The organism is Massilia sp. Mn16-1_5 (genome assembly GCF_004798585.1).
Classification (GTDB): domain Bacteria; phylum Pseudomonadota; class Gammaproteobacteria; order Burkholderiales; family Burkholderiaceae_D; genus Telluria.
Window position 1 is genome coordinate 54,463 of sequence record NZ_PPXQ01000017.1, and the last position, 25,743, is coordinate 80,205.

Sequence of the window (25,743 nt, forward strand, 5' to 3'; positions counted from 1 at the left end):
ATGCGTAACGCTCGCGAATATAACTTCGACGGCCTGGTAGGCCCTTCGCACAACTATGCCGGCCTCTCCTTCGGCAACGTCGCCTCGTTCAGCAATGTGCGCAGCGCCTCGAATCCGAAGCTGGCCGCGCTGCAGGGCCTGGCCAAGATGCGCGATCTGGCCGCGCGCGGTTTCGCCCAGGCGGTGATGCCGCCGCAGGCGCGTCCGAATTTCCGCCTGCTGCGCAGCCTCGGCTTCTCGGGGACCGATGCCGACGTGCTGGCGCAAGCCTGGCGCGAAGCGCCGGTGATCCTGTCCTGCGCCTGGTCGGCCGCGCCGATGTGGACCGCCAACGCCGCCACCGTCAGCCCTTCCGCCGACACCCGCGACGGCCGCGTGCACTTCACCGCGGCGAACCTGAACAACAAGCTGCACCGCTCGGAAGAGCATGTGCAGGCCACGCGCACCCTGCGCGCCATTTTCAAGAACCACGACCACTTCGTCGTGCACGACCCGCTGCCATCGACCCCGGCATTCGGCGACGAGGGCGCGGCGAACCACACCCGTTTCGCGGCGAATCACGGCGCGGCAGGCGTGGAGTTCTTCGTGTACGGCCGCGTCGAGTTCGATCCGTCGGCGCCGTTCCCGAAAAAATACCCGGCACGCCAGACCCTGGAAGCCTCGCAGGCGGTGGCCCGCCTGCACGGGCTCGATCCGGCGCGCACCGTGTTCGCGGCGCAGAACCCGGACGTGATCGACCAAGGCGTGTTCCACAACGACGTCATCGCGGTCGGCAACGGCAACGTGCTGTTCTATCACGAGGAAGCCTTCGCCGACGAAGCCTCGACCATCGACGCGCTGCGCCGTTCGGTCGCTGGCGTCGGCGCCGATTTTATTCCGGTGCGCGTCGCCAGCGGCATGGTGCCGGTGGCGGATGCGGTGGCCAGCTACCTGTTCAACAGCCAGCTGCTGACCAAGGCGGACGGCAAGATGGCTCTGCTGGTGCCGCACGAGTGCCGCGAGAACGCGGCCGTGTCGAACTACCTGGCGAATCTCGTGAGCAGCGGCGGCCCGATCGACGAACTGCTGGAATTCGACCTGCGCCAGAGCATGCGTAACGGTGGCGGGCCTGCCTGCCTGCGTTTGCGCGTGGCGCTGACGGATGAGCAGGCGGCGGCGATGCATGGCGGTGTGATCATGACCGAAGCGCTGTATGCGCAGCTGGTCGCCTGGGTCGAGAAGCATTACCGGGATCACGTGGAGCCGAAGGATCTGGCGGATCCGCAGCTGGCGATCGAGTGCTATACGGCGCTGGAGGCGTTACAGGGCATTCTTGGTTTGCCCGGGTTGTACGATTTGAGTTAATTCGCTGCAGATCGAGCGGTGCAAACGCGTGGGCATGCCCACCCTACGTTACGCATCTGCCATGGACTGCGGTGCACCGTAGGGTGGGCATGCCCACGCGGTACGGCAGCAGAAAACAGATACAGCAGCAAAGAACCGGAACCGGCGCACAACGCGCTGTTCCGATCGAAACGAATCACAAGCTTCCGGAACAAGGAAGCCCAGGACCTGGACGGGACAACCCTGTCCACATAAACGCCGGTGTGCGCAAAGCCACAAGCCGTAGCGCACACGGGCGACAACATTAGCTTTGGAGAAGCAACAATGAACGACATGTCGCACGATTTGCGTACGCAGACCCTCAACCTGGTGACCAACCAGCCCGCCGCCGGCGCGACCGACAACGTGCGCGCCCTGATCAGCGCCTGGCTCGGCGCGCTCGACGAGGAAGACCTGGCCGGCACCGCGCCGCAAGCGCTGGCCCCCGTCCTGTGGGACGGCTTCACGCAGGCCGCGAAGCGCAGCTCGCAAGGCTGCCAGATCACCCAACTGCGCTACACCGATACCCGCGGCGGCATGGCGACCGCACTGCTGATCCTGAACGACGACATGCCTTACCTGGTCGACTCCTTCGTCATGGCCCTGCGCAAGGAACGCGTCACCGCCACCGGCGTGATGAACGCCGTGCTGCCGGTGCAGCGCGATGCGAACGGCGTCGTCACGAGCGTCGGCACCGCCGGCGCACCGCTCGAATCCTATGTGCTGGTGCTGCTGAACGACGAACTCGCCTTCGAAGAACTCGACAAGCTGACCGCGCGCATCCGCATGGTGGCCAATGACGCCGCCGTCGTGCACCGCGATGCCCTTGCCATGGGCGACCGCATGACCGAAGTGGCTGCCGCCGCCGCGGCCCACGGCACCCCGGCCGGCCAGGAAGTGGCCGCCTTCCTCGAGTGGGCCAAGAACGAAGGCTTCGAGCCCTTCGGCTACGCCTATTACGAAGTGCAGCCCGGCCAGCCGCAGCTGGTGCGCGACATCCCGAGCCGTATCGGCGTCCTGAAGGACACCGCGCATCCGGTCTACGGCACCTGCCTGGCCAACATCCCGGGCGAACTGGCCACTTTGTCGGCCCGCGCCGAGACCCTCTCGATCGTCAAGGCAGACGTCGAAGGTACCCTGCACCGCGACCAGCCGCTCGACTTCATCGGCGTGCGCAACACCGACGCCCAGGGCAACATCCTGGGCGAGCACTGCTTCGTCGGCCTGTTCACCCGCGCCGCCACCTCGACCCCGCTGGCGCGCCTGCCGTTCGCGCGCGGCCGCGTGGCGAAGGTCCTGAGCCTGGCCGGTGTGCGCCAGGAAGGCTTCCGCGCCGAGAAGTTCCTCGAGATCCTCGAATCGCTGCCGCGTACCGAAACGGTGGAAGCCGATCCGGAATGGCTGGCCCAAGTCTGCGGTTCGGTCGTCTCGCTGTATAAACAGCCGCGTCCGAAAGTCTTCGCGCGCCGCGACGTTTACGGCCGCCACCTGAACGCGCTGGTCTACCTGCCGCGCGAGCGCTACAGCGCGGCCGTTGCCGCTTCGCTGGCGCAAGCCCTGAAGGAAAGCTCGGGCGCGCACGACGTGCGTTCGTTCACCCTGGTCGCCGACGGCCCGCTGGCCCGCGTCTACCTGATCGCCCACGGCGCGCGCTATCCACTTGACCTGGAAACCGACATCCAGCAGCCGCTGCTGGCGGTGCTGGACGGCTGGCATGACCGCTTCGCCACCATGACCAACGGCGTCGAAGACCACGCCCAGCGCAGCAGCCTGCGCAAACTCGGCACCAACCTGCCGGTCTCGTTCGTGACCGCCACCGCCCCGGACGTCGCCTTCCGCGACCTGCAGGCAATGCTGGGCCTCGGCCAGCAGGACCGCGTCGCCGTGCGCATCGAACCGGGCAGCGGCGAGGGTAACGCCGCACGTGACGCCTCGATCCGCCTGTACTCGGGCGAGAACGTGCCTTCGCTGTCGCGCATCCTGCCGGCGCTGCAAAATGCCGGCATCGCGGTCGACCGCGAGCAGACCTGGTCGATCACGACCACCGACGGCGTGCGCCACCATGTCACCGCGCTGGCCGTCGACGACGAGAGCGGCGCCAAGCTGGTGAAAGCCGGCATCGCACCGGTGGCCGAAGAGCTGTTCACCGCGCTGTTCAACAACGAAGCCGAAGACGGCCGCCTGAACGGCCTCACCATCGAAGGCGGCCTGTCGGTGCGCGAAGTGCAGCTGGTCCGTGGCTACATCAGCTACTGGCGCCAGCTCGGCTCGAAGTTCTCGGTGCGCTACATGGCCGAGACTCTGCGCGCACAGCCGGCCCTGGTGAAGGAATTCGTCACCGCCTTCCTGCAGCGCTTCAACCCGGCCGCATCAAACGCCGAGCGCGAAGCCGGTACCGCGAAACTGGTGTCGCTGAAGGCCGGCCTGTCGAGCGTGAACCACGCCGACACCGAGGAAATCATGGCTGCCCTGGTCGAGCTGGCGCTGGCGACCGTGCGTACCAACTACTTCCAGAACACGGGCGAGAAGATCATCTTCAAGTTCGACACCAGCAACCTGTCGCTGGCGCCGGAACCGCGTCCGTACCGCGAGATTTACGTGTTCTCGCGCCGCTTCGAAGGCGTGCACCTGCGCGGCGGCCCGGTCGCCCGCGGCGGCCTGCGCTGGTCGGACCGCATGGAAGACTACCGCACCGAAGTGCTGGGCCTGGTGAAGGCGCAGATGGTCAAGAATGCCGTCATCGTGCCGGCCGGCTCGAAGGGCGGTTTCGTGTGCAAGCAGATGCCGAAGGACGCCGTGCGCGAGACCATCGCGCAAGAAGGTGAAAGCGTCTACCGCCTGTTCATCTCCAGCCTGCTGGAAGTGACCGACAACCGCGTGCGCGGCGCCATCGTCGCGCCGGAGAACACCGTGCGCTACGACCAGGACGACCCGTACCTGGTGGTCGCCGCCGACAAGGGCACCGCGACCTTCTCCGACATCGCCAACAGCATCGCCGTCCAGCGCGGCTTCTGGCTGGGCGACGCCTTCGCATCGGGCGGCTCGAACGGCTACGACCACAAGAAGATGGGCATCACCGCGAAGGGCGCCTTCGAAGCCGTCAAGCGCCACTTCTACGAGATCGGCCACGACATGAGCACGACCCCGATCACCATGGTCGGCGTGGGCGACATGTCGGGCGACGTGTTCGGTAACGGTGTGCTGCTGTCGCGTCAGCTGAAAGTGCTGGCCGCGTTCGACCACCGCCACATCTTCCTGGATCCGACCCCGGACGTCGCCGTCTCCTTCGCCGAGCGCCAGCGCATGTTCGCGCTGCCGCGTTCGTCGTGGGAGGACTACAACAAGGACCTGATCTCGGCGGGCGGCGGCGTGTTCCCGCGCTCGGCCCGTTCGATCGAGCTGTCGCCGCAAGTGCGCGCGGCCCTCGACATCGAAGAGACCTCGCTGGCACCGGAAGAACTGATGCACCGCATCCTGCTGGCGCCGGTCGACCTGTTCTACAACGGCGGCATCGGTACCTACATCAAGTCGTCGAGCGAAACCCATGCGCAGGTGAAGGACCGCGCCAATGACCGTATCCGCGTCAACGGCAACGAACTGCGCTGCAAGGTGGTGGCCGAAGGCGGCAACCTGGGCGCGACCCAGGCCGGCCGTATCGAGTTCGCCTTGAGTGGCGGCCGCATCTTCACCGATGCGATCGACAACTCGGCCGGCGTGGATTGCTCGGACCACGAAGTCAACATCAAGATCTGGCTGGACACCGAAGTCAGCGCCGGCAAGCTGCCGGAAGCCGACCGTAACCGCATCCTGAACGAGATGACCGGCGCCGTCGAGAAGCTGGTCCTGCGCGACAACGAGCAGCAGACCCACCTGCTGACCCGCGAAGTGCAGGCACAGCAGAACGGCTCCGTGGTCGACAGCTACGCCGCCCTGATCACCAGCCTGGAAGCCGAAGGCGCCGTCTCGCGCGAGCTGGAACAGCTGCCGACGGACACCGAACTGCAGCGCCGTAAAGCGCTCGGCGTCGGCCTGACCGCACCGGAACTGGCTGTCGTCGTCGCCAACGTCAAGAACCGCTTCAAGCGCATCCTGGCCGCGCTGCCGCTGACCGAGGAACCATGGGCGGAAACGGTGCTGCGTCCGTACTTCCCGGCGCAGCTGGTCGCGACCCGCGATCCGCTGGATCACCCGCTCGCCAACGCCATCCTGGCCACCGTGCTGGCCAACGAGGCGGTCAACCGCTGCGGTCCGCTGATGATCCGCGACCTGGCTGCCGAGCACCGCGTCGACGAAGCGGAAGTCGTGAAAGCGTGGGGCCGCGCCTGGTCGGCGCTGAACCTGGCGCCGACCTTCGACGCGCTCGACGCCGATGCCCTGAGCGTGCCGCGTGACGTCTCGGTCGCCGTCGACCAGCGCACCCGTGCGCTGCTGCGCGCGGTGATCGAAGGCGTGCTGTCGCTGCCGCAGGGCGCCGACGGCATGCAGGAACTGGCTAACCTGTTCGCGAATAACGATCAGCTGCGCCAGCTGATGCCGGCCAAGTCGGAAGCCGACGGCCACGCCGGCCTGAACGCCGGTTTCGTGCAGGCCTGGAAGCTGGTCGAGACCATCGAGTCGCTGGCGACCTTCCTGTTCGCTGCGGTATCCGTGCAGCGTCCGGCGGGCATGTCGCTGGCGCAGTTCCTGCAAGTTGGCATGGCGCTGCGCGAGAAGGCCGGCATCGATACGCTGGAGCGCGGCCTGAAGCTGCCGCCGCAAAGCAAGTCGCAGGAACAGCTGCGCAACTACGCGATGCAGGCACTGCGCCGCACCCAGCAGCGCCTGCTGCTGCAGGTGATCGAGCGTGCCGGCCGCAGCGGCAACGCGCTGGCGGCAGTCGATTCCGTCACTTCGGAAATGGGCCTGACCGGCTACGCGCCGGCCACCGATCTCGAACAGGCAATGCTGGACGTCTGGTCGCTGTCGGAAGGCTCGAATCCGGAACGCCTGGCTGCCTGAGCGATGAGCGCGCCCTCGACTTCCGTGGTGCCTGAAGCGGTGCGCGCGCTGGCCGAAGCCGATTTTGGCACGGTCGCGCAGCGCTTTACCGAGGCCGGCTTCGTCGTCTCGATGCCGGCGCACGGCATCCTGACGGTCAAGGGCGTGCAGCCGGCGCCGCGTCCGGCGGTGCTGCTGTCGGTTGGTGTGCATGGCGACGAGACCGGGCCGATCGAAATGGTCGCGCACGTGATCGAAGCCCTGTCGCGCACGCCGCAGGAGCTGAAGGTGGACCTGATGCTCTGCGTCGGGAACGTCGAGGCGATCGCCGCCGGCAAGCGTTTCATCGACGCCGACTTGAACCGCATGTTCAAGCCGGACCGGGGGCTGCTTTCCGGCACCGCGGAGGCCGCGCGTGCCGACGCCATGATCGCCGCCACCGACGCCTTCTTCGCCGGTGCGGGCCCGGTGCGCTGGCACCTCGACCTGCACACGGCGATCCGCGCCTCGCACTACCCGATGTTCGCGATCGTGCCTGACCTAATCGCGGACGAGGGCAAGGCGATGCTGATCGACTGGCTGGGCCAGGCGGCGATCGGCGCCATCGTCATGAATCCGAAATCGGCCGGCACCTATAGCTATTACTCGGCCGAGCATCACCGCGCCGCAGGCAGCACCGTGGAGCTGGGCCGTGTCGGCACGCTGGGCCGGAATAACATGGACCAGTTTGCCGAGTCCTCGGCTGCATTGGACGCGCTGCTGCGCGGGTCGCAGGTAGCCGCGAAGAGCGAACCGCACGTGTTCAAGGTGGCGCAGGAGATCGTCAAGCTGTCCGACGGCTTCCAGATGGGTTTCAGCCGCGAGACGCCGAACTTTGCCGCCCTCAAGCGGGGAGAAGTCATCGCCACCGACGGGGAGACCGTGTATTCGGTGTTCCATGAGGAGGAGATGGTGGTGTTCCCGAATCCGGATGTGCGAGTCGGGTTGCGCGCCGGGTTGATGGTGGTGCGTGTGAATTGATCAAAACGCCGCGAAGTCCGCGGCGTTTTTTTGTTCCACGATCCGTAGGGGTGGGCGAGGCCAATGGCCTCGCCCACGGTTTCGCCGGGCGCCCCGTGCCCACCAACCGCATGCGTCCCGTGTGCGCATCCATGGTGGGCACGGGGCGCCCACCCTACACGGTTGCGCGGTAGACTGGCCCATTCAACAAGAATGGAGCCCTCCCATGAGCATGCTGTTCAGCCCTTATAAACTCGGGCCACTGGAACTCACCAACCGCATCGCAATCGCCCCCATGTGCCAGTACTCGGCCGACGAGGGCCTGGCCACCGACTGGCACATGATCCACCTCGGCCAGCTGGCCTTGTCCGGTGCCGCCCTCCTGATCATCGAAGCGACCGCCGTGACGGAAGAGGGCCGCATCACGCCCGGCGACCTGGGCCTGTGGTCCGACGCGCACCTGGAAGCCTTGAAACCGGTCATCGCCGCGATGCGCCGCCATGCGCCTATTAAAATCGGCATCCAGCTGGCCCATGCCGGCCGCAAGGCCTCGAGCGAGGCGCCATGGGAGGGAGGAGCGAGTATCCCTCCCGATCAGCCGCGCGGCTGGCAGACCGTCGCTCCCTCCGCCCTGCCGCATGCGGAAGGCGAGAGCGTGCCGCTGGCGCTGGACCAGCAAGGCCTGGCGCGCATCAAGCAGGGTTTCGTCGACGCCGCCCTGCGCGCGCAGCAGCTTGGCCTCGACGCCATCGAACTGCACGGCGCCCACGGCTACCTGCTGCACCAGTTCCTTTCTCCACTGGCGAACCAGCGCGAAGACGACTACGGCGGCTCGCTGGAAAACCGCATGCGTTTCCCCTTGGAGGTGTGCGCCGCCGTGCGCGCGGCGGTGCCGGACATGTGCGTCGGCATGCGCATCTCGGCCACCGACTGGGTCGAAGGCGGCTGGGATCTGGAACAAAGTGTCCGCTTCGCACAGGAACTCGAAAAGCTCGGCTGCCATTTCATTCACGTGTCGAGCGGCGGGGTATCTCCCCTGCAAAAGATCCCGGTCGGCGCCGGCTACCAGATCGCCTTCGCCGAGCGTATCAAGCGCGAAACGAATCTGCCGACCATCGGCGTCGGCCTGATCACCGAGCCGCAGCAGGCCGAACACATCCTGCAGTCCGGCCAGGCCGACATGGTGGCGCTGGCGCGCGCGATGCTGTACGACCCGCGCTGGCCCTGGCATGCGGCGGCCGAACTGGGCGCCCAGGTGGCCGCGCCGCCGCAGTACTGGCGTTCGCAGCCGCGCCAATATAAAACCCTGTTCGGGGAGACGCGCCTGGGCCAGCGCTGATCGGCACTTTTTTGCGCTTCAGGCCGTGAAATGCGCAGTTCGTCGCACCTGGCGTGACCACGAGGGGGACTCGCTCTAGAGTGAATGCATTGATAACGCAACCACTACTGGAAAGGTTCTCCATGCGCACCCTGATCGCCCTTGCCTGCGTCGCCGCCCTGAGCGGCTGCATCGTCATCGCCACCCCGTCGGACAACGGCCGCGACTACCAGGTCCACACGCCCTTCAGCGGCCAGAGCGTCGACGGCAACGGCGTCCCTGCACGCGATACGCGCGCCGTGGCGGCGCTGACCGGGCTGGACGTGGGGGGATCGATGATCGTCGATGTACGCGTCGGCGGTGCGCCCTCGCTGGTGGTGGAGGGCGACAGCAACGTCCTGCCTTATGTGAAGACCGAGACGCGCGGTTCCACCCTCCATATCGAGACCGAGCGCCGCCTGCGCAGCACGACGCCTTTGAAGGTGATCTATACGGTACCGCGCCTGACGGACCTGCACTCCGGCGGCTCGGGCCACGTGACGGTGCGCGATCTGAAAGGCGAGCCGCTGTCGGTCCGCCTGGGCGGTTCGGGTGTGGCGCGCCTCTCGGGCAACGTGGCCGAGCTGGATGCCAGGGTGTCGGGTTCGGGCAAGATCGAAGCCGGGGACCTGCGTGCGCGCAGTGCCGACGTCGTCGTCAGCGGCTCGGGCGGTGTGGTGATCGGCGAGGTGCGCGGCGATAATGCGCGCATCCAGATCAGCGGTTCGGGCACGGTCCAGACCAGCGGCGCCGTGCGCAGCCTGAACGTGCGCGTCAGCGGTTCAGGCAGCGCCGACCTGGCGAACCTCAGCAGCGAACAGGGCGACCTGTCCAGCAGCGGCTCGGGCGGCATCTCGGCCACCGTGCGCCAGTCGGTATTCGCGTCGACCAGCGGTTCCGGCCCGATCCGGGTATATGGCCAGCCAACCCAGCGCAATACCAGCGGACGCAACGTCCAGATGTTGTAATCGTATGGTGGGTGGGCGCGGGGCGCCCACCCACCATCCTGCACTAAACTGGATTACAGCAGGTGGTCCAGCAGATCCGGACCGAACACCTCGCGGTGCAGGCGCGGCGCCGGCACACCGGCGTTCAGCAGCGCCAGCCACTGCGCCTGCATGAATTTCAATGGACCGCACAGCCACACGTCGGTCGTCTCCAGGTCCCACTGCGGTAGGCGCGCGATGTCCATGCGGCCGGCCATCACGCCGTCGGCGGCATTGCCGATATGTTCATAGAAGGTCGCGACGTGCAGGCCCGGCATGACGGCCTTGGCAGCGGCAACGTCGTCCTGCAGCGGATGGTGCGCCGCATCGCGCGCGGCGTAGCCGAAGATGACGCGGCGCTGCGGATTCACGAGCGCGATGCGGTTCAGGCTTGACACCATGGGCGTGATGCCGACGCCGGCCGACAGAAGCACGATCGGCGCATCGGACTCGGTATCCGGCGTGAATTCGCCGAACGGGTGCGTCACCTGCAGCACGCTGCCTTCCTTCACGTTCGCGTGGATCCAGTTCGACACTTCGCCGGCCGGCGCTGCTTCCAGCGCATCCTCGCGCTTGACCGAGATGCGCAGGCTGTCCTTGCCCGCCGCATCCGACAGGCTGTACTGGCGCAATTGATGACGTCCGCCCGGCAGGTCGACGGCGACGCTGACGTACTGGCCGGCTTTGAAAGGCGGCAGCGGCTTGTCGTCCGCTGGAACGAAACGGATCGACAGCACGTTCTCGCTCTCACGCTTCACCTCAAGCACGCGCATCGGGCGCGTTTCGCCCGGCTCGATGCCTGCGGTGCTGTACATCTCGGCTTCCGCCTGGATCAGCAGATTGGCCAGCGAACCATAGGCTTCGGCCCAGGCGTCGAGCAGGGGCTGCGTTGCCGCGTCGCCCAGGGTTTCCGCAATCGCTGCCAGCAGGTGGCGGCCGACGATCGGGTAGTGCTCGGCGCGGATGCCGATCGAGACGTGCTTGTGGACGATGCGCTGCACCACCGGTCCCAGCGCCTCCGGCGTGCCGATGTTGGCGGCATACGCGAACACGGCTGAGGCGAGCGACTGCTGCTGCGCGCCGCTGGCCTGGTTGCCCATGTTGAACAGGCGCGTCAGTTCCGGATGCTCGGCCAGCATGTTCTTGTAGAACAGGCGGGTAATCGTCAGGCCGTGTTCGCGCAGGACGGGAACGCTGGCATCGATATAGGGACGGGAGGCGGCGGAGATCATCGTGGTTTCCTCATTCATGCATTTTAAATGCAACTTTAAAGTTCAAAAAAACGCCCGCAAGCCGGGCGTGTGCGCTGGCGGGCTCAGGCCGTGCCGGCGGTGCTTCCACTCCAGAACATCTTGTGCATCCGGACGATCTGCTCGCCGGTGCTGCCTTCCGTGACCTGGGCCAGGGTGTAGCGGTCCATCTCGGCATAGAAGGCGCGCATGCCGGCTTTTAATATGCCGCGCAGCTGGCAGTCCAGGCTCAGGGCGCAGCGCATCGTTTCGCAATCGACCAGGTCGTCGTCGCCTTCGAGTTCGCGCAGCACCATGCCCACCGTTAGCTGGTGCGCATCGGCGGCCAGGCGCAGGCCGCCGTTGCGGCCGCGCAGGGCGCGCACCCAGCCGGCACGCGCCAGATGGCCGACCACTTTTACCAGGTGGTTTTGCGGGATCGCGAACTGCTTGGCGATCTCGGCAACGGTCACCGGGTGCGGGCGTTCGCCGGCGCGCTCGAGGTAAATCAGCACGCGCAAGCCAATGTCGGAAAAGCGGGTCAGGCGCATAAGATGTCTTCAGGAAAGAACGTCTGTATTCTAGCGCCATAAAATACGCATGGCAAATGCATCTTTAAGAAAACTATTTTCTCAACAACAGCGGAACAGCCCTATAATCGCGAACTTTGGCGGCATTGAGTGCTCAGCCATTTCCCTATCGAGTGACAAAGGATTACCGTGAACCTGACACTGGGCCAGAAGCTGTTTCGCACCAAACCGGCCGAACGCGCGCACGAAGACAGCCAGGCCGTCCATGGCGGCGGTCTGAACCGTACCCTGGGCCTGTTTCCGCTGACGATGATTGGCGTCGGCGCCACCGTCGGCACCGGCATCTTCTTCACGATGGTCGAAGCGGTGCCGAAAGCGGGACCCGCCGTCATCCTGTCCTTCCTGATCGCCGCGATTACCGCCGGCCTGACCGCCCTGTGCTACGCCGAGCTGGCCGGGCGCGTGCCGGCCTCGGGCTCCTCGTATTCCTTCGCCTACGCGACCGTCGGTGAGTTCGCCGCCTTCATCGTCGCGGCCTGCCTCCTGCTCGAGTACGGCCTGGCCGGCAGCGCGGTGGCGATCGGCTGGTCCGACTACCTGAACAACTTCCTGCAGAACGCGTTTGGCTGGGAGATCCCGGCTTCCCTGCGCTCGCCCATGTTTGTCTCGGACCACAGCAACCTGACGGTCCACTCAGGTAATTTCAATTTGCCGCCGGTGCTGCTGGTCGCCATGTGCTGCGTCCTGCTGGTGCGCGGCACGAAGGAATCGGCGACGACCAACGCCATCATGGTGGTCGTGAAACTGGCCATCCTCGCCTTCTTCGCGGCGATCGCCTTCACCGGCTTCGACGCCAACAACTTCACGCCCTTCTTCAATACGGACAACAGCAAGGGCTTTGCCGGCATGGCCGGCGTGACCGCCGCCGCCGGCACCGTGTTCTTCTCCTTCATCGGCCTGGACACGATCGCCACCGCCGGCGAAGAGGTCAAGGATCCGCGCCGCAACGTCCCGATCGGCATCCTGGCGGCGCTGGTCATCGTTACCGCCTTCTACATGCTGGTCGCGCTGGCCGCGATGGGCGCGCAGCCGGCGCACATGTTCGAGGGCCAGCAGGCCGGCCTGTCGGTGATCCTGCAGAACGTCACGGGTAAAGCCTGGCCGGCGCTGGTGCTCTCGGCCGGCGCCGTCGTGTCCGTGTTCTCGGTGACCCTGGTGACGATCTACGGCCAGACCCGCATCCTGTACGCGATCAGCCGCGACGGCCTGATCCCGAAGACCTTCCAGAAAGTGAACCCGAAGAGCGGCGCGCCGGTGAGCAATACCCTGATCGTCTGCCTGGTGGTAGGCCTGGTGGCCGGCCTGGTCGACTCGACCTTCTTGTGGGACATGGTCAGCATGGGCACGCTGACGGCATTCATCGTCGTCTCGATCGCGGTTCCGGTGATCCGCGCCAAGCAGGGACCGGATGCCGAGCACGGTTTCCGCGTGCCTTTCGGTCCGTACGTGGTGCCGGGCCTGTCGATCGCGGCCTGCCTGTACATCATGAAGGACTTGCCGCATGCGACCTTCCGCGTGTTCTTCATCTGGATGGCGGCGGCGGTAGCCACGTATTTCCTGTACAGCGTGCGGCATAGCCGGCTGAACAAGAAGGGCTGATCGGACAAGCACGCCGCATTCGACGCGGCGGGTCCGGATGGGACAAAAAAAGCCACGCGCCTTGGGGCAGCGTGGCTTTTTCTTTGGCCGGCGGTTTTAAGCGCGGCGGGCGCGGCGCACGCCGGCTGCGCCCAGCAGGGCGACGCCGAACAGGGCCAGCGAGCCTGGTTCCGGAACGTCATTGGCCGGCGGGGCGATTTCGACCGGCGTGTAATCGATGGTCAGCGAACCGCCCAGGAAGTTCAGGTCGCCGGTCGCGTTGATGCCGAAGCCCAGTTGCTTGCTTGCGAGCAGGTCAGCCAGCAGGGAGCCCGTCGGCACGAAATCACCGATCAGCGAGAAGCTGCCAGTGTAAGTATCGGTGTGCGTGCTGCTCTCGGTGTTCGTGATCGTGTAGTGAGCAATACGCTTGCAGGAACTATTTTTCTTTTCGTAATCGGATTTAGTGCACTCAGTTTTCCCTTGCATATAGCTGTAATGCGAGAACACCTCATCACCCTTCGTCGACTTGCCAGGAACGTCGCTGGTCGTCAGCGAGGTCGAGCCGCTGAGAAGCAAGCCGCCGATCGACAGCGATGCCGATTCCATTGGGTTGGTCACGGTGTACTTGGTCGTGCTGGTGATCGTCACCGTGCTTTTGCCGTCTTTGTTGCCAGTTGGATCGATGACAACCGGATCGGAGGACTTCGTGGTCGTCACACCTGGCGGGGACAGCAGGGTATCCGCGTTGTCCGCGAACTGGAACGAGAAGCCGATATTCTGAACAGTGAAATTGGCCGGCAGCGAGCTGAAGTCGAAGCTGCTGGTGTAGCCAGAGCCGTTCAGATAGATGGGCGTGCTGTCGAGGTTCAGGGTGATTTGCGCGGCGGATGCCTGGGATGCGGCGGCGAATGCGAGTACGGTGAGTGCCGATTTGATGTGGTGCTGGATTTTCATGATATCCCTGTATTTATAAGTAAGTTCTAGTAGAAAAAACGATCGTATTCAAATGCGTGCTGCTGAAGAATGCGGTGACACGTATTGCGAACCAACGAGCTGCGAGCCGATCAACGATGCAGTCCAGCCAGGTTCTGCAAGCGCTACTCCAAATGTAACGTGCGCTTTTTGAGGTGTGACAGTTTGACATCGTTATTTTATATATAGCAACTTTGATGCCAGCTGGAATTTATTCTATAAATCAAGGGCTTGTATGTACGGTGAGTAAGGTGGTGTAAAGTTTACCGACAGTCGAATCTGAGATTTTGCTTATAGGTAACAAGATGCGTGCAAATGCAATCAATATCCCAGAAGTTACTTGAAAATAGGAAATAAAAAAGCCACGCGCCTTTCGGGAGCGTGGCTTCGTCGGAGGCGCAAGGCGCCTCGTCTTATGAAGAACTGGATTACAGCGCGTTCATTTCCTTCAGCAGGTTGTCCGCCTTGTCCACATGCTTCATGTTCCACAGCATGTAACGCACATCGACCTGGATGTCGCGGGTATTGGCCGCATTGAAGTCCCAGTCCGAGATGATCGAGTCCAGGGTGCCGTCGAAGGCCAGGCCGATCAGCTCGCCACGCTTGTTCAGCGCTGCCGAACCCGAGTTGCCGCCGGTGATGTCCAGCGTCGCCAGGTAGTTCACCGGCACCGTCTTCAGGACCGGGTCGACGTACTTGCCGAAGTCCTTGTTCTTGATCGCAGCCAGCTGGGCGGTCGGGGCGTTGAACTCGCCTTCGCCGGTGTGCTTGGCGACCACACCCTTGACGGTGGTGAACGCGGTCCACGAACCGGTGCCGTCGGCGCCATGGTCACGGCCGGCGATCTTGCCGAAGGTCACGCGCAGGGTGCCGTTGGCGTCCGGGTAGACGGCCTGGCCCTTGCTGTTCATGTAGGCGATCTTCGCTTTCATGTAGCCCGAATAGGCCTTCTGGATCTTGCCGCCGAGTTCTTCGGACTTGGCTTCGTCCTTCAGGTCGGCGTCATACATGGCCACGGCTGCCTTGATGAAGCTGTCGTCGCTGGCCTTGAAGTCGGCAGGCGACTTTTTGAGCCACGCGGTGCGCTCTTCCTTGTTGGCCAGCTTCGAACCGGCGTAGACCTTGTCGATCGCGGCCTTGAGTTCGTCCTGGCTCATGCCCGAACGGATGCCGAGGGCGGCGTTGAAGGCGGTGTCCTGTTCCTTGGCCGGCTGGGCCAGGTACTTGGTCAGGAAGTGCATGACCAGCGCCTTGTCGACCTTTTCGTCGTAGGTGCGGTCCTGGCCGGTGATGACCGAGGTCATGCGTGCCATGTCGCGTTCCTGGTAGCCCGATTTACGCGCGGCGTCCGGTTTCGTGCGTTCGTTGGCCAGGCGGTACAGGGTACGTGCCGAGCTCAGGAAACGCGGCTGGGCGTAACCCAGGTAGAAGCCTTCCTTGGTGTGGCTGTCGCGCTCGGCGATCAGCTTCTCGACGGTCTCGATGTCGCCGGCGAACTGTTTTTTACGGGCGCTGTCGGCGTTGACCCAGGCCTTCATCGCATTGTGCTCGGCGGTCTTGCGCTGCAGGAAATCGCTGTTCTCGTAGGAGGTCAGCATGCCCTTGCGGTTCTTGTAGTAGTTGTTCACGCCCGCGATCTGGCCGGCGTACTTCAGCTTGGCAGCCGGATCGTTCTTGGTTTCGCGCTCGATGATGGCGAGCACGTCACCCGAGGCTTGCACGAAGGCCGGGTAGTTCCAGTCGAAGGTGTACTGCACTTCCGACGGCAGGCGGTGACGGTTGGTGCGGCCAGGGTAGCCGAGGACCATGATGAAATCGCCTTCCTTCGAACCTTCGGTGGCGACTTTCAGGAAGTGCTTCGGCACGTACGGCACGTTGTCGGCCGAGTAGTCGGCAGCCTTGCCGTCTTTCGACACGTAGGCGCGGTAGAAGCCGTAGTCGCCGGTGTGGCGCGGCCACATCCAGTTATCGGTGTCGCCGCCGAACTTGCCGACGCCGGCCGGTGGCGCGTGGACCAGGCGCACGTCGCGGATTTCCAGCTGCTTCAGGCGGTAGAACTCGAGGCCGCCGTAGTAGCTGGCCACGGTGCAGCGGTAGCCCGGGGTCTTCTCGCAAGCGGCCACCATTTCTTTCTGGTTCTTTTCGATCGCGTCGATGCGTGCCTTGCCGGTCAGCTTGGCGACTTTCTTGTCGATGATCTGGTCGGTGACATTGGTCACTTCTTCGGTCACGAACACGCGGCTGCCCGGCGACGCAGGCACTTCCTCGGCCAGGGTTTTAGCAAGGAAACCGTTGGCCAGCAGGTCTTTCTGCGGGGTCGAGTTGACGGCCACGCTGTTGTAGACGCAGTGGTGGTTGGTGACGACCAGGCCTTGCGGCGAGACGAACGAGGCCGAGCAGCCGCCCAGGCTCACGACCGCGCCCATCGGGAATTCGGTCAGTTTGGTCAGCGTGGCCGGGTCGAGTTCGAGGCCGGCGGCTTTCAGTTGCTGGGCTACTTGTGGCAGCTGCTGCGGCATCCACATGCCTTCGTCCGCTTGTGCGGCGAAGCTGGTCAGGATGGCCAGCGAGAGGAGGGTCTTTTTCATTCGCGATCGATCAGGAAGGGTTGAAGATACATATGGCTCCGCGGAGCAGCCCAGAGTATCCGTAATCCCTGCCTGGCTCGTCAACCGATATTTCCGGTGTTTACGTCCCTGAATGCAAACGATATTTACAGTTGCGAGCCGAACAGCGAAGCAAATTCACCGCTCAGTTTTTCGGCCCACGAACGGTTCTGCCAGGCCGCGTAGGTGATGCGCCGGGCGCGCTGCCAGTCCTGGTCGAAAATGGCGTCCTGCGCCTTCGCGAACTCGGCGTCGAGCACGTTCAGGTTGGCCTCGTCGTTGATGCTGAACGAGCGGTTGTCAAAGTTGGTCGAGCCGACCGAGACCATCAGGGAATCCACGATCAAGGCTTTTACGTGGTACATGGTCGGCTGGTATTCGGCGATCTCGATGCCGGCTTTCAGTAAATCGCCCCAGCGTTCGCGCGAGGCCAGGCGCACCACGTCCGAATCGATTTCCTTGCCCGGCGTGATGATGCGCACTTTGACCCCGCGTTTCGCGGCGGCGATCAGGGCGCGGATGGTGAGTTCGTCCGGCACGAAATACGAGGCCGACATGTTGATCGACGTGCGCGCGGCCGTGATCGCCATCAGGTACATCAGGTGCATGCTTTCGCTGCCGCCGGTGGGCGAACTGGAAAACATCTGGGCCGGCATGCTGCCTACCGCCTGCAGGGGCGGGAAATACATGGGGCCGTCGAGCACGACACCCGTGGCCTTGGTCCAGTTATCGGTAAACACGGCCTGCATCTGGCCGACGACCGGACCCTGCACGCGGAAATGAGTATCGCGCCAGTGATCCTCGTCCTGGGCGTTGCCGCGCCACTGGTCGGCAATGCCGACGCCGCCCGTGAAGCCGACGACGCCGTCGACGATCAACAGCTTGCGGTGCGTGCGGTTGTTCAGGCGCGCCAGCTTCCACCAGGCCGGCTTGTGATAGCGCTGCAGCTGCACGCCGGCGTCGCGCATCTTCTGCATGGCGTCTTCGCTCATCTTGATGCTGCCGATGAAGTCGAGCATCACGTGCACCTTCACGCCGGCGCGGGCGCGCTCGGCCAGGGCCGCGGAGAATTCTTCGCCGATCGTTTCCGACCAGTAGATATAGGTTTCGAAGGTGATCGTTTTCCTGGCGCCGCGGATCGCCGCCAGCATCGCAGGGAAAATCTGGTCCCCGTTGAGCAGGGTCTCGACGTGGTTGCCTTCGATGATGGGCGGTCCCAGCAGCACGCCCATGGAGCGCCGGAACTGGGCGTCGTGGATGTCGTACTGGCGTGTCAGCTGGGTCTCGATCTGCTTTTCCGACGGCATGAAATTGAGCGCCAGAAAGCCGACGAGCAGCGTCAGGATGCAGGTGGTAATCGAAATCGTGACTTTACTGGCGCGCATAGGAGAGCTGTAGAACGTTCAGGCAAAAAAAAACCAACGCGTGGAAGCGTTGGTTATGTGGGGCCAAACACTGATTAACGAACCCGACCGCGACGCAGCAGGTTGACGATAGCCAGCAGGATGACGGCACCCAGGAACGAAACCAGCAGCGACGACACGCTGAAGTCATCCGAATTGATAGTGCCAGTACCGAACAGTGGGGAGAGCAACCAGCCGCCCAGGAAGGCGCCGATGATACCAACCACGACGTTCAGAATCATGCCTTGCTCTGCATCGGTCTTCATGACCATGCTTGCAAGCCAGCCCAGGATACCACCGACGACGATCCAGATGATGAATAGCATTTTAGTTCCTCCTCATAGTAAAAAAAACCTACCCGAGGCCAATTGATTGCGGTGGCCATGTGAAAAAGTCTACGGACTCACGGTACAGCGGGTCGGTGCGGCAACGAACGTTAGACGACGAATCTGCAAATCGCGTTCCGCTTGTTTTTAGCGGCATTTTCCTTGCCATTTGGAATGTCCTGAAGTGGGTGCGTCATCGAACAGAAGGGCAATAGGACGGGGCATATTGTTCGGCTACTGGCAACCGATTTGTTGCAAGACTTGACCGCACCACGACAACTTTGAAAGGGATACATCATGAGCTACGACACCAATAAGCAGAATTCGCGCATGGTCACCGGCCTGTTCCCCGACCGCGCCAGCGCAGAACGCGCTTATGGCACGGTTTCCGACCGTGGATACACCCGCGACGACGTCAACCTGATGATGTCGGATTCGACCCGCACCACCCATTTCGCCGACACCGATACTGAACTCGGCAGCAAGGCTGCGGAAGGCGCCGGCATCGGCGCCGGCATCGGCGGCACCATCGGCGCCGTGCTGGCAGGCATTGCCGCCGTCGGCACCACCCTCGTCCTGCCTGGCTTCGGCCTGGTCGTGGCCGGCCCGCTGGCCGCCGCCCTGGCCGGCGCCGGCGCCGGCGGCATCACCGGTGGCCTGATCGGCGCCCTGATCGGCGCAGGCATTCCGGAAGAGCGCGCAGCGCACTATGAAGAAGGCATCAAGAACGGCGGCATCGTGATGGGCGTGAATGCCCGCACCGACGAAGACGCCGCCCACTTCGAGCGTTCGTTCAATGAACACGGCGCTTCGCACGTGATCGGCACCGGTGTCGGCGCCGTCGGCGGCGCACTGGCCGGTGCCGCCATCGGTTCCGCAGCCGGTCCGGTCGGTACCGTCGCAGGTGCCGCCATCGGCGGTATCACCGGCGGCATGGCCGGCAAGGGCGTGGGCGAAGTCGTCAATCCGAAGTCCGGTGACGACCTGAACGAACACCACCTGGCCAAGGGCGTCGGCGCCAGCGCCGGTGCAGCCACCGGTGCCGCCATCGGCGCCGTCGGCGGCCCGATCGGCATGGCGGCGGGCGCCGTCGTTGGCGGACTGGCAGGCGGTGCAGCCGGCCGTGGCGCGGGCGAAGTCGTGAATCCGAAAGGCGACGACCGCCTGGACGAACATAACCTGGCGCAGGGTGTCGGCGGTGCTGGCGGCGCAGTCGCTGGCGCAACGGTCGGCGCGGCTGCCGGCCCGGTCGGCATGGCAGCGGGCGCCGTGATCGGTGGCCTGGCCGGCGGTGCCGCAGGCAAGGGCGCCGGCGAAGTCGTCAACTCGAAGCCGGGCGACGACCTGCACGACCATAACCTGGCCAAGGGCGTGGGCGCGGGCGGCGGTGCCGCGGCAGGCGCTTCGATCGGTGCCGTCGGCGGTCCGGTCGGCGCCGTGGTCGGTGCCGGTGTCGGCGCCGTGGTCGGCGGCATGGCCGGCAAGGGCGTTGGCGGCATGGTCAACCCAGCGGCGGAAGACGCCCACTGGCGCGACAACTACCAGACCCAGCCGTACTACACCCCGGGCTACACCTACGACGACTACGCGCCTGCGTATGCGCTGGGCTACAACGGCAAGGGCCGCTACACCGGCAGCTACGAGCAGAACGAGTCCTACTTGGCCGATGACTGGAACACCAGCCGCGGCAACTCGCGCCTGTCGTGGGACCAGGCCAAGGCAGCCAGCCGCGCTGCATGGCACAAGGTCGAGCGCGCCATTCCGGGCGACGCCGACCGCGACGGCCGTTAATCGACGCCTGACCGGGTTTTAAAAAGTAAAAGCCCCGCTGCCTTACGGTAGCGGGGCTTTTTTGATGTCAGCGTGGTGCTTATTGCTTGACGGCTTCGACCTGGATCGCCAGGCGCACTTCCGGCGAGAAGTTCGGCAGGCCGAAGTTCACGCCATAGTCGCTGCGCAGGAAGAAGCCGTGGGCGTCGGCGCCGCAGACTTCGCGTTTCAGCATCGGGTGCTGGATGCACTTGAACTTGGCGATGTTCAGGGTCAGCGGTTTCGTGACGCCGTGCAGGGTGAAGTCGCCTTCGACGGCCACCAGGTTTTCGCCTTCGAAGCGCAGCTTGTTGCCTTTGAAGGTGGCGGTCGGGTACTTGGCGACGTCGAAGATGTCCGGCTTCTTCGCATGTTCATTCATCTTCTGATGGCCGAAATCGACGCTGTTCATGTCGACCGTGATGTCGAAGCTGCCGGTTTTGGCGGCGCGGTCGAGCGTGATGGTGCCGTCGGTCTTGGTGAACTTGCCGCGCCAGACCGAGATGCCCATGTGGTCGGCTTCGAAGCTCGGGTAGGTGTGGTTCGGTTCGATTTTATAGGTGTCGGCGGCGGCGCAGGCGAGGCTGGCGCTGGTGGCGAGGGTGGCGGCAATCAGAAGCTTGAGTTTCATGTATGTCCCTTGGTGTATGAATGTTTAATTTCCCGCAGTGACGCGGAATTTGATCACAACTTCGTCGGCGACCATGCTGGTGTCTTTCCACTCGCCTTCGCCGATATTAAAAGCCAGCCGTTTGATCGGCAACTGTCCTTCAAAAACTTGTTTACCGGCTTCGGTTTTCACCGTCAGCGGGAAGGCGACGTCGGCGGTCTTGCCCTTGATCGTCAGCTTGCCGGCCACGTTCAGTTTGCCCGCGCCGGCCGGCTTGATCGAGGTCGAGACAAAGCTCGCTTTCGGGAACTGCGCCGTGTTGAACCACTCCTTCTTGGCAACCTCGCGATTGTATTCGGCGTCGCCCAGGTCCATGCTGGCGGTCTGGATATCGACGCTGGCCTTGGACGCTTCGGGGCGTGCGGCGTCATAATCGATCGCGGCGGTGAAGGTCTTGAATTTGGCTTCGACCGGCACGTTCATCTGTTTGAAGACGGCGGCGACGCTGCTTTTTGCCGGGTCGGTTTTCAGGACAGCGGCGCCGGCGACAGCGGAAGCGAACAGCGAGGCAAGCGCAAGGGCGCGCAGAGGTTTCATTTGGTGACTCCTTGTTTGGTCGAAAAAGGCAGCATGCGCCCCATGATGCCGTCGCGGTCGATCAGCACATGTTTCATTGCAGCCAGTACGTGCACCGCGACCAGCGCGGCCAGGCCCATGTTCAGCCAGTAGTGCAGGGCGCCAAGCACGGGTTTCAGGGCGGGGTTGGCCTCGATCAGGACCGGCAGCGGGAACAGGCCGAAATACACGACCGGCACGCCGGCCGCCAGGCTGTAGAAATAACCGGACAGCGGCACGGCGAACATCAGCACATACAGCAAGCCGTGCAAGCCATGCGCGGCGCGGCCCTGCCAGGCAGGCATGGTGGCCGGATAGGCGGGCGGCGTGCTGCGCAGGCGCCACAGCAGGCGCAGCGCGGCAAGCAGCAGCACCGTCACGCCGGCCCACTTGTGCCAGGAAAAGTAGCGTAGCTTGGTCGGCGTCAGCCCGGGGATGTCGGTCATCACCAGCCCCAAGGTGAAGGTGCCGATGATCAGGAGGGCGATCAACCAGTGCAGGACGATCGCGGGAAGGGAATAGCGCTGCATGGTGAGGTCGTTGTTCGTACTTACTAGAACAAAACTATAGCAAAAAAGCATAATCACCGCTCGCCATGGTGTGTTTCTTTTCGTACACTAACATGGATTGTTAAACGTGCACAGCAGAGTGGCAGTCAAATGTAAAATCGGCACCAGCGCGTAGCTCGCATCTTCCAGTCGAGGAGTCGTATGTACAATTGTTCCCCCAGCCGTCCAGGCCCGCGCGCACTGGTCCTGCTGCTTGCCACCGCGCTGGCAAGCCTGGCCCATGCCGCCGATCCGCAAGGGGCCGACTTCGCCGACCTGTCGATCGAGGAGCTGGCGAACATCCAGGTGACCTCGGTATCGAAAAAGCCGGAACGCCTGCTCGACGCGCCGGCCTCCGTCTACGTCATCACGGCCGACGACATCCGCCGCTCCGGCGCCGCCACCCTGCCCGAAGCGCTGCGCCTGGCGCCCAACCTGCAGGTAGCGCAAGTCAACGGAGCGAATTATGCGATCACGGCGCGCGGCCTGAATGGCGGCGGCAACAGTGCTCCGAACAAATTGCTGGTGCTGATAGATGGTCGTTCCGTGTACACGCCGCTGTTTTCGGGCGTGTTCTGGGACGTGCAGGACGTGCTGCTCGAAGACATCGAACGGATCGAGGTGGTCAGCGGTCCGGGCGGCACCCTGTGGGGTGTGAACGCGGTGAACGGCGTGATCAACATCACCACGCGCTCGGCGCAGGAGACCCAGGGCAGCCTGGCCGTGCTGCGCGGCGCCAACAACGGCGGCGACATCGCCTTTCGCCAGGGCGGACGCATGCAGGATGGCAGCTGGCGTGCCTACGGCAAGGCCCAGGGACGCTCGCATACCGAGCTGGCCAGCGGCGCACCGGTCGACGACGCCTGGCATTCCGGACAGGTCGGCTTTCGCGCCGACTGGGAGCGCGGGGCCGACCGTTTCAGCCTGAACGGCAACGTGAACCGCGGCAGGTTCGAGCAGGCGCGGCCCGGCACGATCGCCGTCTCCGGCACCGATCCCGGGCTCGACACGGTCGAGACCGAGGGCGTCAACCTGACCGGCGGCTGGCAGCACGCACTGCAGGGCGGCGGCAGCGTCGACGTCCAGTTCTATTACGACTATACGCGGAGGGTCGTGCCGCCGACCTTTACCGAATCGCTCGACATCGTCGACCTGCAGGTCCAGCACACCCTGCCGGCCATCGGCAGGCACAGCCTGGCCTGGGGCGCGAATGCCCGCCACAGCTGGGACCGGGTGCAGGGCAGCGACTATGTCGCCTTCCTGCCGGAACGCCTCAGCCAGACCTGGCTCAGCCTGTTTGCCCAGGACGAGATCGCGCTCACGCCGACGCTGCGCGCGACCCTGGGCGCCCGCGTCGAGCGCAACGATTACACGGGCAGCGAATTCCTGCCCAGCGCGCGCCTGTCGTGGAGCGCGGCGCCCGGGCACGCGTTCTGGACCGCCGTCTCGCGTACCGTGCGCGCACCTTCGCGCATCGACGCCGATACCTATATTCCCGGCCGTCCGCCCTATATCCTCGCGGGCGGCGACAGCGTGCGCTCCGAGGTGGCCAAGGTATTCGAACTGGGCTACCGCGGCCAGCCCCTGCCGCGGCTGTCGTATTCGGCTACATTGTTCTACAGCGATTACGACCACCTGCGCACCCAGGAACTGGCGCCGAGCCGCACCGCGGTGAGTTTCGCCAATCTATCCGAAGGCCATGTGTTCGGCCTCGAGATGTGGGGCAGTTTCCAGGCAACGAAGTCCTGGCGCCTGTCGGGAGGGCTGACGACCATGCGCGAACGCTACTCCCTGAAAGAGGGCAGCAACGACGCGGGCAGCCTGCTGCGGGCCGGCTTCGATCCCGCCCACAGCCTGCAACTGCGTTCGACCTGGAGCATCGATGCGGCGCGCGAACTGGAAGTGGCCGTGCGCAAGGTCGCGGCGCTCGATATCGGTGAAGTGCCCTCGTACACCGCGCTCGACGCGCGCTTCGGCTGGCGCCTGCGGCCAAATCTCGAACTGTCGGTGGCGGGCATGAACCTGAACGGCAGCCATGCCGAATACGGCGGCATCGCGACGCGCTCGGAAGTGCCGCGCACGGTGGCGGTCAAGCTGGTCTGGCAGAATTAATCTGAGGCAGGTGCGTACCGCAGTATCGTAGGGTGGACTCCCGAGTCCACGCGGTGCAAAGCGTGCGTACTACGTACGGCGTTTCGACGCGGAGCCGTGCGTAACGCGTGGACTCAGGAGTCCGGTGAAGCCGTCATGGAGGCCATTGGCCTCCATGACCCCGTACGTTACACGGCCGCCGCGTGAATAAAAAAAGCCCGCGCCATTTCTGGTGCGGGCTTTTTGTTTGGCGTGCGGACTGTATTAAATCGCCTTCGCCAACTCCGCCGCCAGGCCAACATAATTCGCCGGCGTCATCTGCAGCATCAGGTCCTTGGCTTCCTGCGGCACGGCCAGGGTGCCGATGAACTCGCGCAGCGCCTCTTTCGTGATGCCCTTGCCGCGGGTCAGTTCCTTCAGCTGCTCGTAGGGGTTTTCGATGCCGTAGCGGCGCATCACGGTCTGCACCGGCTCGGCCAGCACTTCCCAGCTCGCGTCCAGGTCCGCTTCGAGGCGGGCGGCGTTGACTTCCAGCTTGTTCAGGCCGCGCAGGCAGCTGTCGTAGGCGAGCAGAGCGTAGCCGAAGCCGACGCCGATGTTGCGCAGCACGGTCGAATCGGTCAGGTCGCGCTGCATGCGCGAGACCGGCAGCTTTTCCGCCATGTGGCGCAGTACGGCGTTCGCCAGGCCCAGGTTGCCTTCCGAATTCTCGAAGTCGATCGGGTTGACCTTATGCGGCATGGTCGACGAACCGATCTCGCCCGCCTTCAGCTTCTGCTTGAAGTAACCCAGCGAGACATAGGTCCAGATGTCGCGGTTCAGGTCGAGCAAAATCGTGTTGGCGCGGGCGATGGCGTCGAACATTTCCGCCATGTAGTCGTGCGGTTCGATCTGGATCGTGTACGGGTTGAAGGTCAAGCCCAGGCGCGACTCGATCACGTCTTTCGAGAAAGCCGGCCAGTCGAAGCCCGGATACGCGGACAGGTGGGCGTTGTAGTTGCCGACCGCGCCGTTCATCTTGCCGAGGATCTCGACGTCGGCGATGCGTTTGACGGCGCGCTGCAGGCGGGCCACGACGTTGGCGAATTCTTTACCGAGCGTGGTCGGGCTGGCCGTCTGGCCGTGGGTGCGCGAGAGCATCGGCAGCGCCGCGTTGGTGTGGGCAATTTCCGTCAGCTTGGCGATGATGCCGTTCAGTGCCGGCAGCATCACCGTGTCGCGTGCGGCCTTCAGCATCATGCCGTGGCTGGTGTTGTTGATGTCTTCCGAGGTGCAGCCGAAGTGGATGAACTCGCTAGCCGCGACCAGCTCCGGCACGTCCTTCACTTGCTCCTTGAGCCAGTACTCGACCGCCTTGACGTCGTGGTTGGTGACCGCTTCGATTTCCTTGATGCGGGCCGCGTCGCGTTCGCCGAAGTTCGCCGCCATGGCGTCGAGGTGAGCGCTCGCTTCTTTCGAGAAGGGCTTGATCTCGTCGAAGCCTGCCTGCGCCAGGGCCTGCAGCCAGGCGATCTCGACCTTCACACGGTGGTGCATGAAGCCGGCTTCGGACAGGATCGGGCGCAGCTTGTCGGTCTTCGCTGCGTAGCGGCCGTCGAGCGGCGACAGGGCCGACAGGGAGGAAAGTGGGGCGGTAGCGGTCATGGCGGGCGGTCCGTGCAAAAACGCGGATTTTACCACCG

The 25,743-nt window shown here is 64.3% G+C and carries 18 protein-coding genes; 8 read left to right on the forward strand and 10 right to left on the reverse strand.

Annotation, left to right across the window (positions count from 1 at the left end; genetic code table 11):
• From astB to C2862_RS19540, 5 genes are all read left to right on the forward strand, one after another.
• Positions 1–1,344, forward strand: coding sequence for an N-succinylarginine dihydrolase (astB, locus tag C2862_RS19520; RefSeq protein ID WP_136221812.1), 1,344 nt, complete (start codon positions 1–3; stop codon positions 1,342–1,344).
• A 303-nt stretch (positions 1,345–1,647) separates the two neighbouring features.
• Positions 1,648–6,360, forward strand: a complete 4,713-nt coding sequence (locus C2862_RS19525; RefSeq protein ID WP_136221813.1) for an NAD-glutamate dehydrogenase domain-containing protein — start codon at positions 1,648–1,650, stop codon at positions 6,358–6,360.
• Between the two features lie 3 nt (positions 6,361–6,363).
• The gene (locus C2862_RS19530; RefSeq protein WP_136221814.1) at positions 6,364–7,359 is read left to right on the forward strand and encodes a succinylglutamate desuccinylase; all 996 of its coding nucleotides are present in this window, start codon (positions 6,364–6,366) and stop codon (positions 7,357–7,359) included.
• A 205-nt stretch (positions 7,360–7,564) separates the two neighbouring features.
• Positions 7,565–8,677 (forward strand): NADH:flavin oxidoreductase/NADH oxidase, encoded by a 1,113-nt coding sequence (locus C2862_RS19535; protein ID WP_136221815.1) that lies wholly within the window; start codon positions 7,565–7,567, stop codon positions 8,675–8,677.
• 122 nt (positions 8,678–8,799) lie between these two features.
• A complete protein-coding gene (locus C2862_RS19540) occupies positions 8,800–9,663 on the forward strand; it encodes a head GIN domain-containing protein (protein ID WP_136221816.1) in 864 nt (287 codons plus the stop codon).
• A 53-nt stretch (positions 9,664–9,716) separates the two neighbouring features.
• On the opposite strand, the gene C2862_RS19545 is transcribed toward C2862_RS19540, so the two are convergent.
• Entirely contained in the window at positions 9,717–10,913 is a 1,197-nt protein-coding gene (locus C2862_RS19545; protein WP_136221817.1) for a globin domain-containing protein, read from the reverse strand.
• Between the two features lie 83 nt (positions 10,914–10,996).
• On the reverse strand, positions 10,997–11,461 hold the full coding sequence (locus tag C2862_RS19550; protein WP_136221818.1) for an Rrf2 family transcriptional regulator: 465 nt from the start codon (positions 11,459–11,461) through the stop codon (positions 10,997–10,999).
• A 168-nt stretch (positions 11,462–11,629) separates the two neighbouring features.
• On the opposite strand from C2862_RS19550, the gene C2862_RS19555 reads away from it, so the two are divergent.
• A complete protein-coding gene (locus C2862_RS19555) occupies positions 11,630–13,099 on the forward strand; it encodes an APC family permease (RefSeq protein WP_136221819.1) in 1,470 nt (489 codons plus the stop codon).
• A 96-nt stretch (positions 13,100–13,195) separates the two neighbouring features.
• On the opposite strand, the gene C2862_RS25805 is transcribed toward C2862_RS19555, so the two are convergent.
• The 4 genes from C2862_RS25805 to C2862_RS19575 form a co-directional block, all read right to left on the reverse strand.
• Positions 13,196–14,035 (reverse strand): PEP-CTERM sorting domain-containing protein, encoded by an 840-nt coding sequence (locus tag C2862_RS25805; RefSeq protein ID WP_229467517.1) that lies wholly within the window; start codon positions 14,033–14,035, stop codon positions 13,196–13,198.
• 446 nt (positions 14,036–14,481) lie between these two features.
• Entirely contained in the window at positions 14,482–16,641 is a 2,160-nt protein-coding gene (locus tag C2862_RS19565; RefSeq protein ID WP_136221820.1) for a S46 family peptidase, read from the reverse strand.
• 125 nt (positions 16,642–16,766) lie between these two features.
• Positions 16,767–18,044, reverse strand: coding sequence for a phosphatidylserine/phosphatidylglycerophosphate/cardiolipin synthase family protein (locus C2862_RS19570; protein WP_373888265.1), 1,278 nt, complete (start codon positions 18,042–18,044; stop codon positions 16,767–16,769).
• A gap of 74 nt (positions 18,045–18,118) precedes the next feature.
• On the reverse strand, positions 18,119–18,388 hold the full coding sequence (locus C2862_RS19575) for a GlsB/YeaQ/YmgE family stress response membrane protein (protein ID WP_056336677.1): 270 nt from the start codon (positions 18,386–18,388) through the stop codon (positions 18,119–18,121).
• A gap of 297 nt (positions 18,389–18,685) precedes the next feature.
• On the opposite strand from C2862_RS19575, the gene C2862_RS19580 reads away from it, so the two are divergent.
• Positions 18,686–20,179, forward strand: coding sequence for a hypothetical protein (locus C2862_RS19580; RefSeq protein WP_229467518.1), 1,494 nt, complete (start codon positions 18,686–18,688; stop codon positions 20,177–20,179).
• Between the two features lie 79 nt (positions 20,180–20,258).
• Here C2862_RS19580 and C2862_RS19585 read toward each other — a convergent pair whose 3' ends face one another.
• Genes C2862_RS19585 through C2862_RS19595 form a run of 3 tightly spaced genes read right to left on the reverse strand, consistent with a single transcriptional unit; the run spans position 20,259 to position 21,952 of the window.
• The gene (locus C2862_RS19585) at positions 20,259–20,828 is read right to left on the reverse strand and encodes a YceI family protein (protein ID WP_136221821.1); all 570 of its coding nucleotides are present in this window, start codon (positions 20,826–20,828) and stop codon (positions 20,259–20,261) included.
• A 24-nt stretch (positions 20,829–20,852) separates the two neighbouring features.
• A complete protein-coding gene (locus C2862_RS19590) occupies positions 20,853–21,404 on the reverse strand; it encodes a YceI family protein (RefSeq protein ID WP_136221822.1) in 552 nt (183 codons plus the stop codon).
• Positions 21,401–21,952: a cytochrome b gene (locus C2862_RS19595; RefSeq protein ID WP_136221823.1), complete on the reverse strand. Its 552-nt coding sequence runs from the start codon at positions 21,950–21,952 to the stop codon at positions 21,401–21,403. Before C2862_RS19595 ends, C2862_RS19590 begins: the two co-directional genes overlap by 4 nt.
• Before the next feature lie 180 nt (positions 21,953–22,132).
• Between C2862_RS19595 and C2862_RS19600 the strand changes: the two genes are divergently transcribed.
• A complete protein-coding gene (locus tag C2862_RS19600) occupies positions 22,133–24,082 on the forward strand; it encodes a TonB-dependent siderophore receptor (RefSeq protein ID WP_136221824.1) in 1,950 nt (649 codons plus the stop codon).
• 243 nt (positions 24,083–24,325) lie between these two features.
• On the opposite strand, the gene purB is transcribed toward C2862_RS19600, so the two are convergent.
• Positions 24,326–25,705, reverse strand: a complete 1,380-nt coding sequence (gene purB, locus C2862_RS19605; protein ID WP_136221825.1) for an adenylosuccinate lyase — start codon at positions 25,703–25,705, stop codon at positions 24,326–24,328.
• Positions 25,706–25,743: the final 38 nt, after the last annotated feature.

Coding starts and splice junctions, on each gene's coding strand:
- C2862_RS25805 (WP_229467517.1), bottom strand. CDS start 14,035: ATGAAAATCCAGCACCACATCAAATCGGCACTCACCGTACTCGCATTC.
- astB (WP_136221812.1), top strand. CDS start 1: ATGCGTAACGCTCGCGAATATAACTTCGACGGCCTGGTAGGCCCTTCG.
- C2862_RS19565 (WP_136221820.1), bottom strand. CDS start 16,641: ATGAAAAAGACCCTCCTCTCGCTGGCCATCCTGACCAGCTTCGCCGCA.
- C2862_RS19580 (WP_229467518.1), top strand. CDS start 18,686: ATGAGCTACGACACCAATAAGCAGAATTCGCGCATGGTCACCGGCCTG.
- C2862_RS19550 (WP_136221818.1), bottom strand. CDS start 11,461: ATGCGCCTGACCCGCTTTTCCGACATTGGCTTGCGCGTGCTGATTTAC.
- C2862_RS19585 (WP_136221821.1), bottom strand. CDS start 20,828: ATGAAACTCAAGCTTCTGATTGCCGCCACCCTCGCCACCAGCGCCAGC.
- C2862_RS19600 (WP_136221824.1), top strand. CDS start 22,133: ATGTACAATTGTTCCCCCAGCCGTCCAGGCCCGCGCGCACTGGTCCTG.
- C2862_RS19525 (WP_136221813.1), top strand. CDS start 1,648: ATGAACGACATGTCGCACGATTTGCGTACGCAGACCCTCAACCTGGTG.
- C2862_RS19590 (WP_136221822.1), bottom strand. CDS start 21,404: ATGAAACCTCTGCGCGCCCTTGCGCTTGCCTCGCTGTTCGCTTCCGCT.
- C2862_RS19570 (WP_373888265.1), bottom strand. CDS start 18,044: ATGCGCGCCAGTAAAGTCACGATTTCGATTACCACCTGCATCCTGACG.
- C2862_RS19535 (WP_136221815.1), top strand. CDS start 7,565: ATGAGCATGCTGTTCAGCCCTTATAAACTCGGGCCACTGGAACTCACC.
- C2862_RS19545 (WP_136221817.1), bottom strand. CDS start 10,913: ATGATCTCCGCCGCCTCCCGTCCCTATATCGATGCCAGCGTTCCCGTC.
- C2862_RS19530 (WP_136221814.1), top strand. CDS start 6,364: ATGAGCGCGCCCTCGACTTCCGTGGTGCCTGAAGCGGTGCGCGCGCTG.
- C2862_RS19575 (WP_056336677.1), bottom strand. CDS start 18,388: ATGCTATTCATCATCTGGATCGTCGTCGGTGGTATCCTGGGCTGGCTT.
- C2862_RS19540 (WP_136221816.1), top strand. CDS start 8,800: ATGCGCACCCTGATCGCCCTTGCCTGCGTCGCCGCCCTGAGCGGCTGC.
- C2862_RS19595 (WP_136221823.1), bottom strand. CDS start 21,952: ATGCAGCGCTATTCCCTTCCCGCGATCGTCCTGCACTGGTTGATCGCC.
- purB (WP_136221825.1), bottom strand. CDS start 25,705: ATGACCGCTACCGCCCCACTTTCCTCCCTGTCGGCCCTGTCGCCGCTC.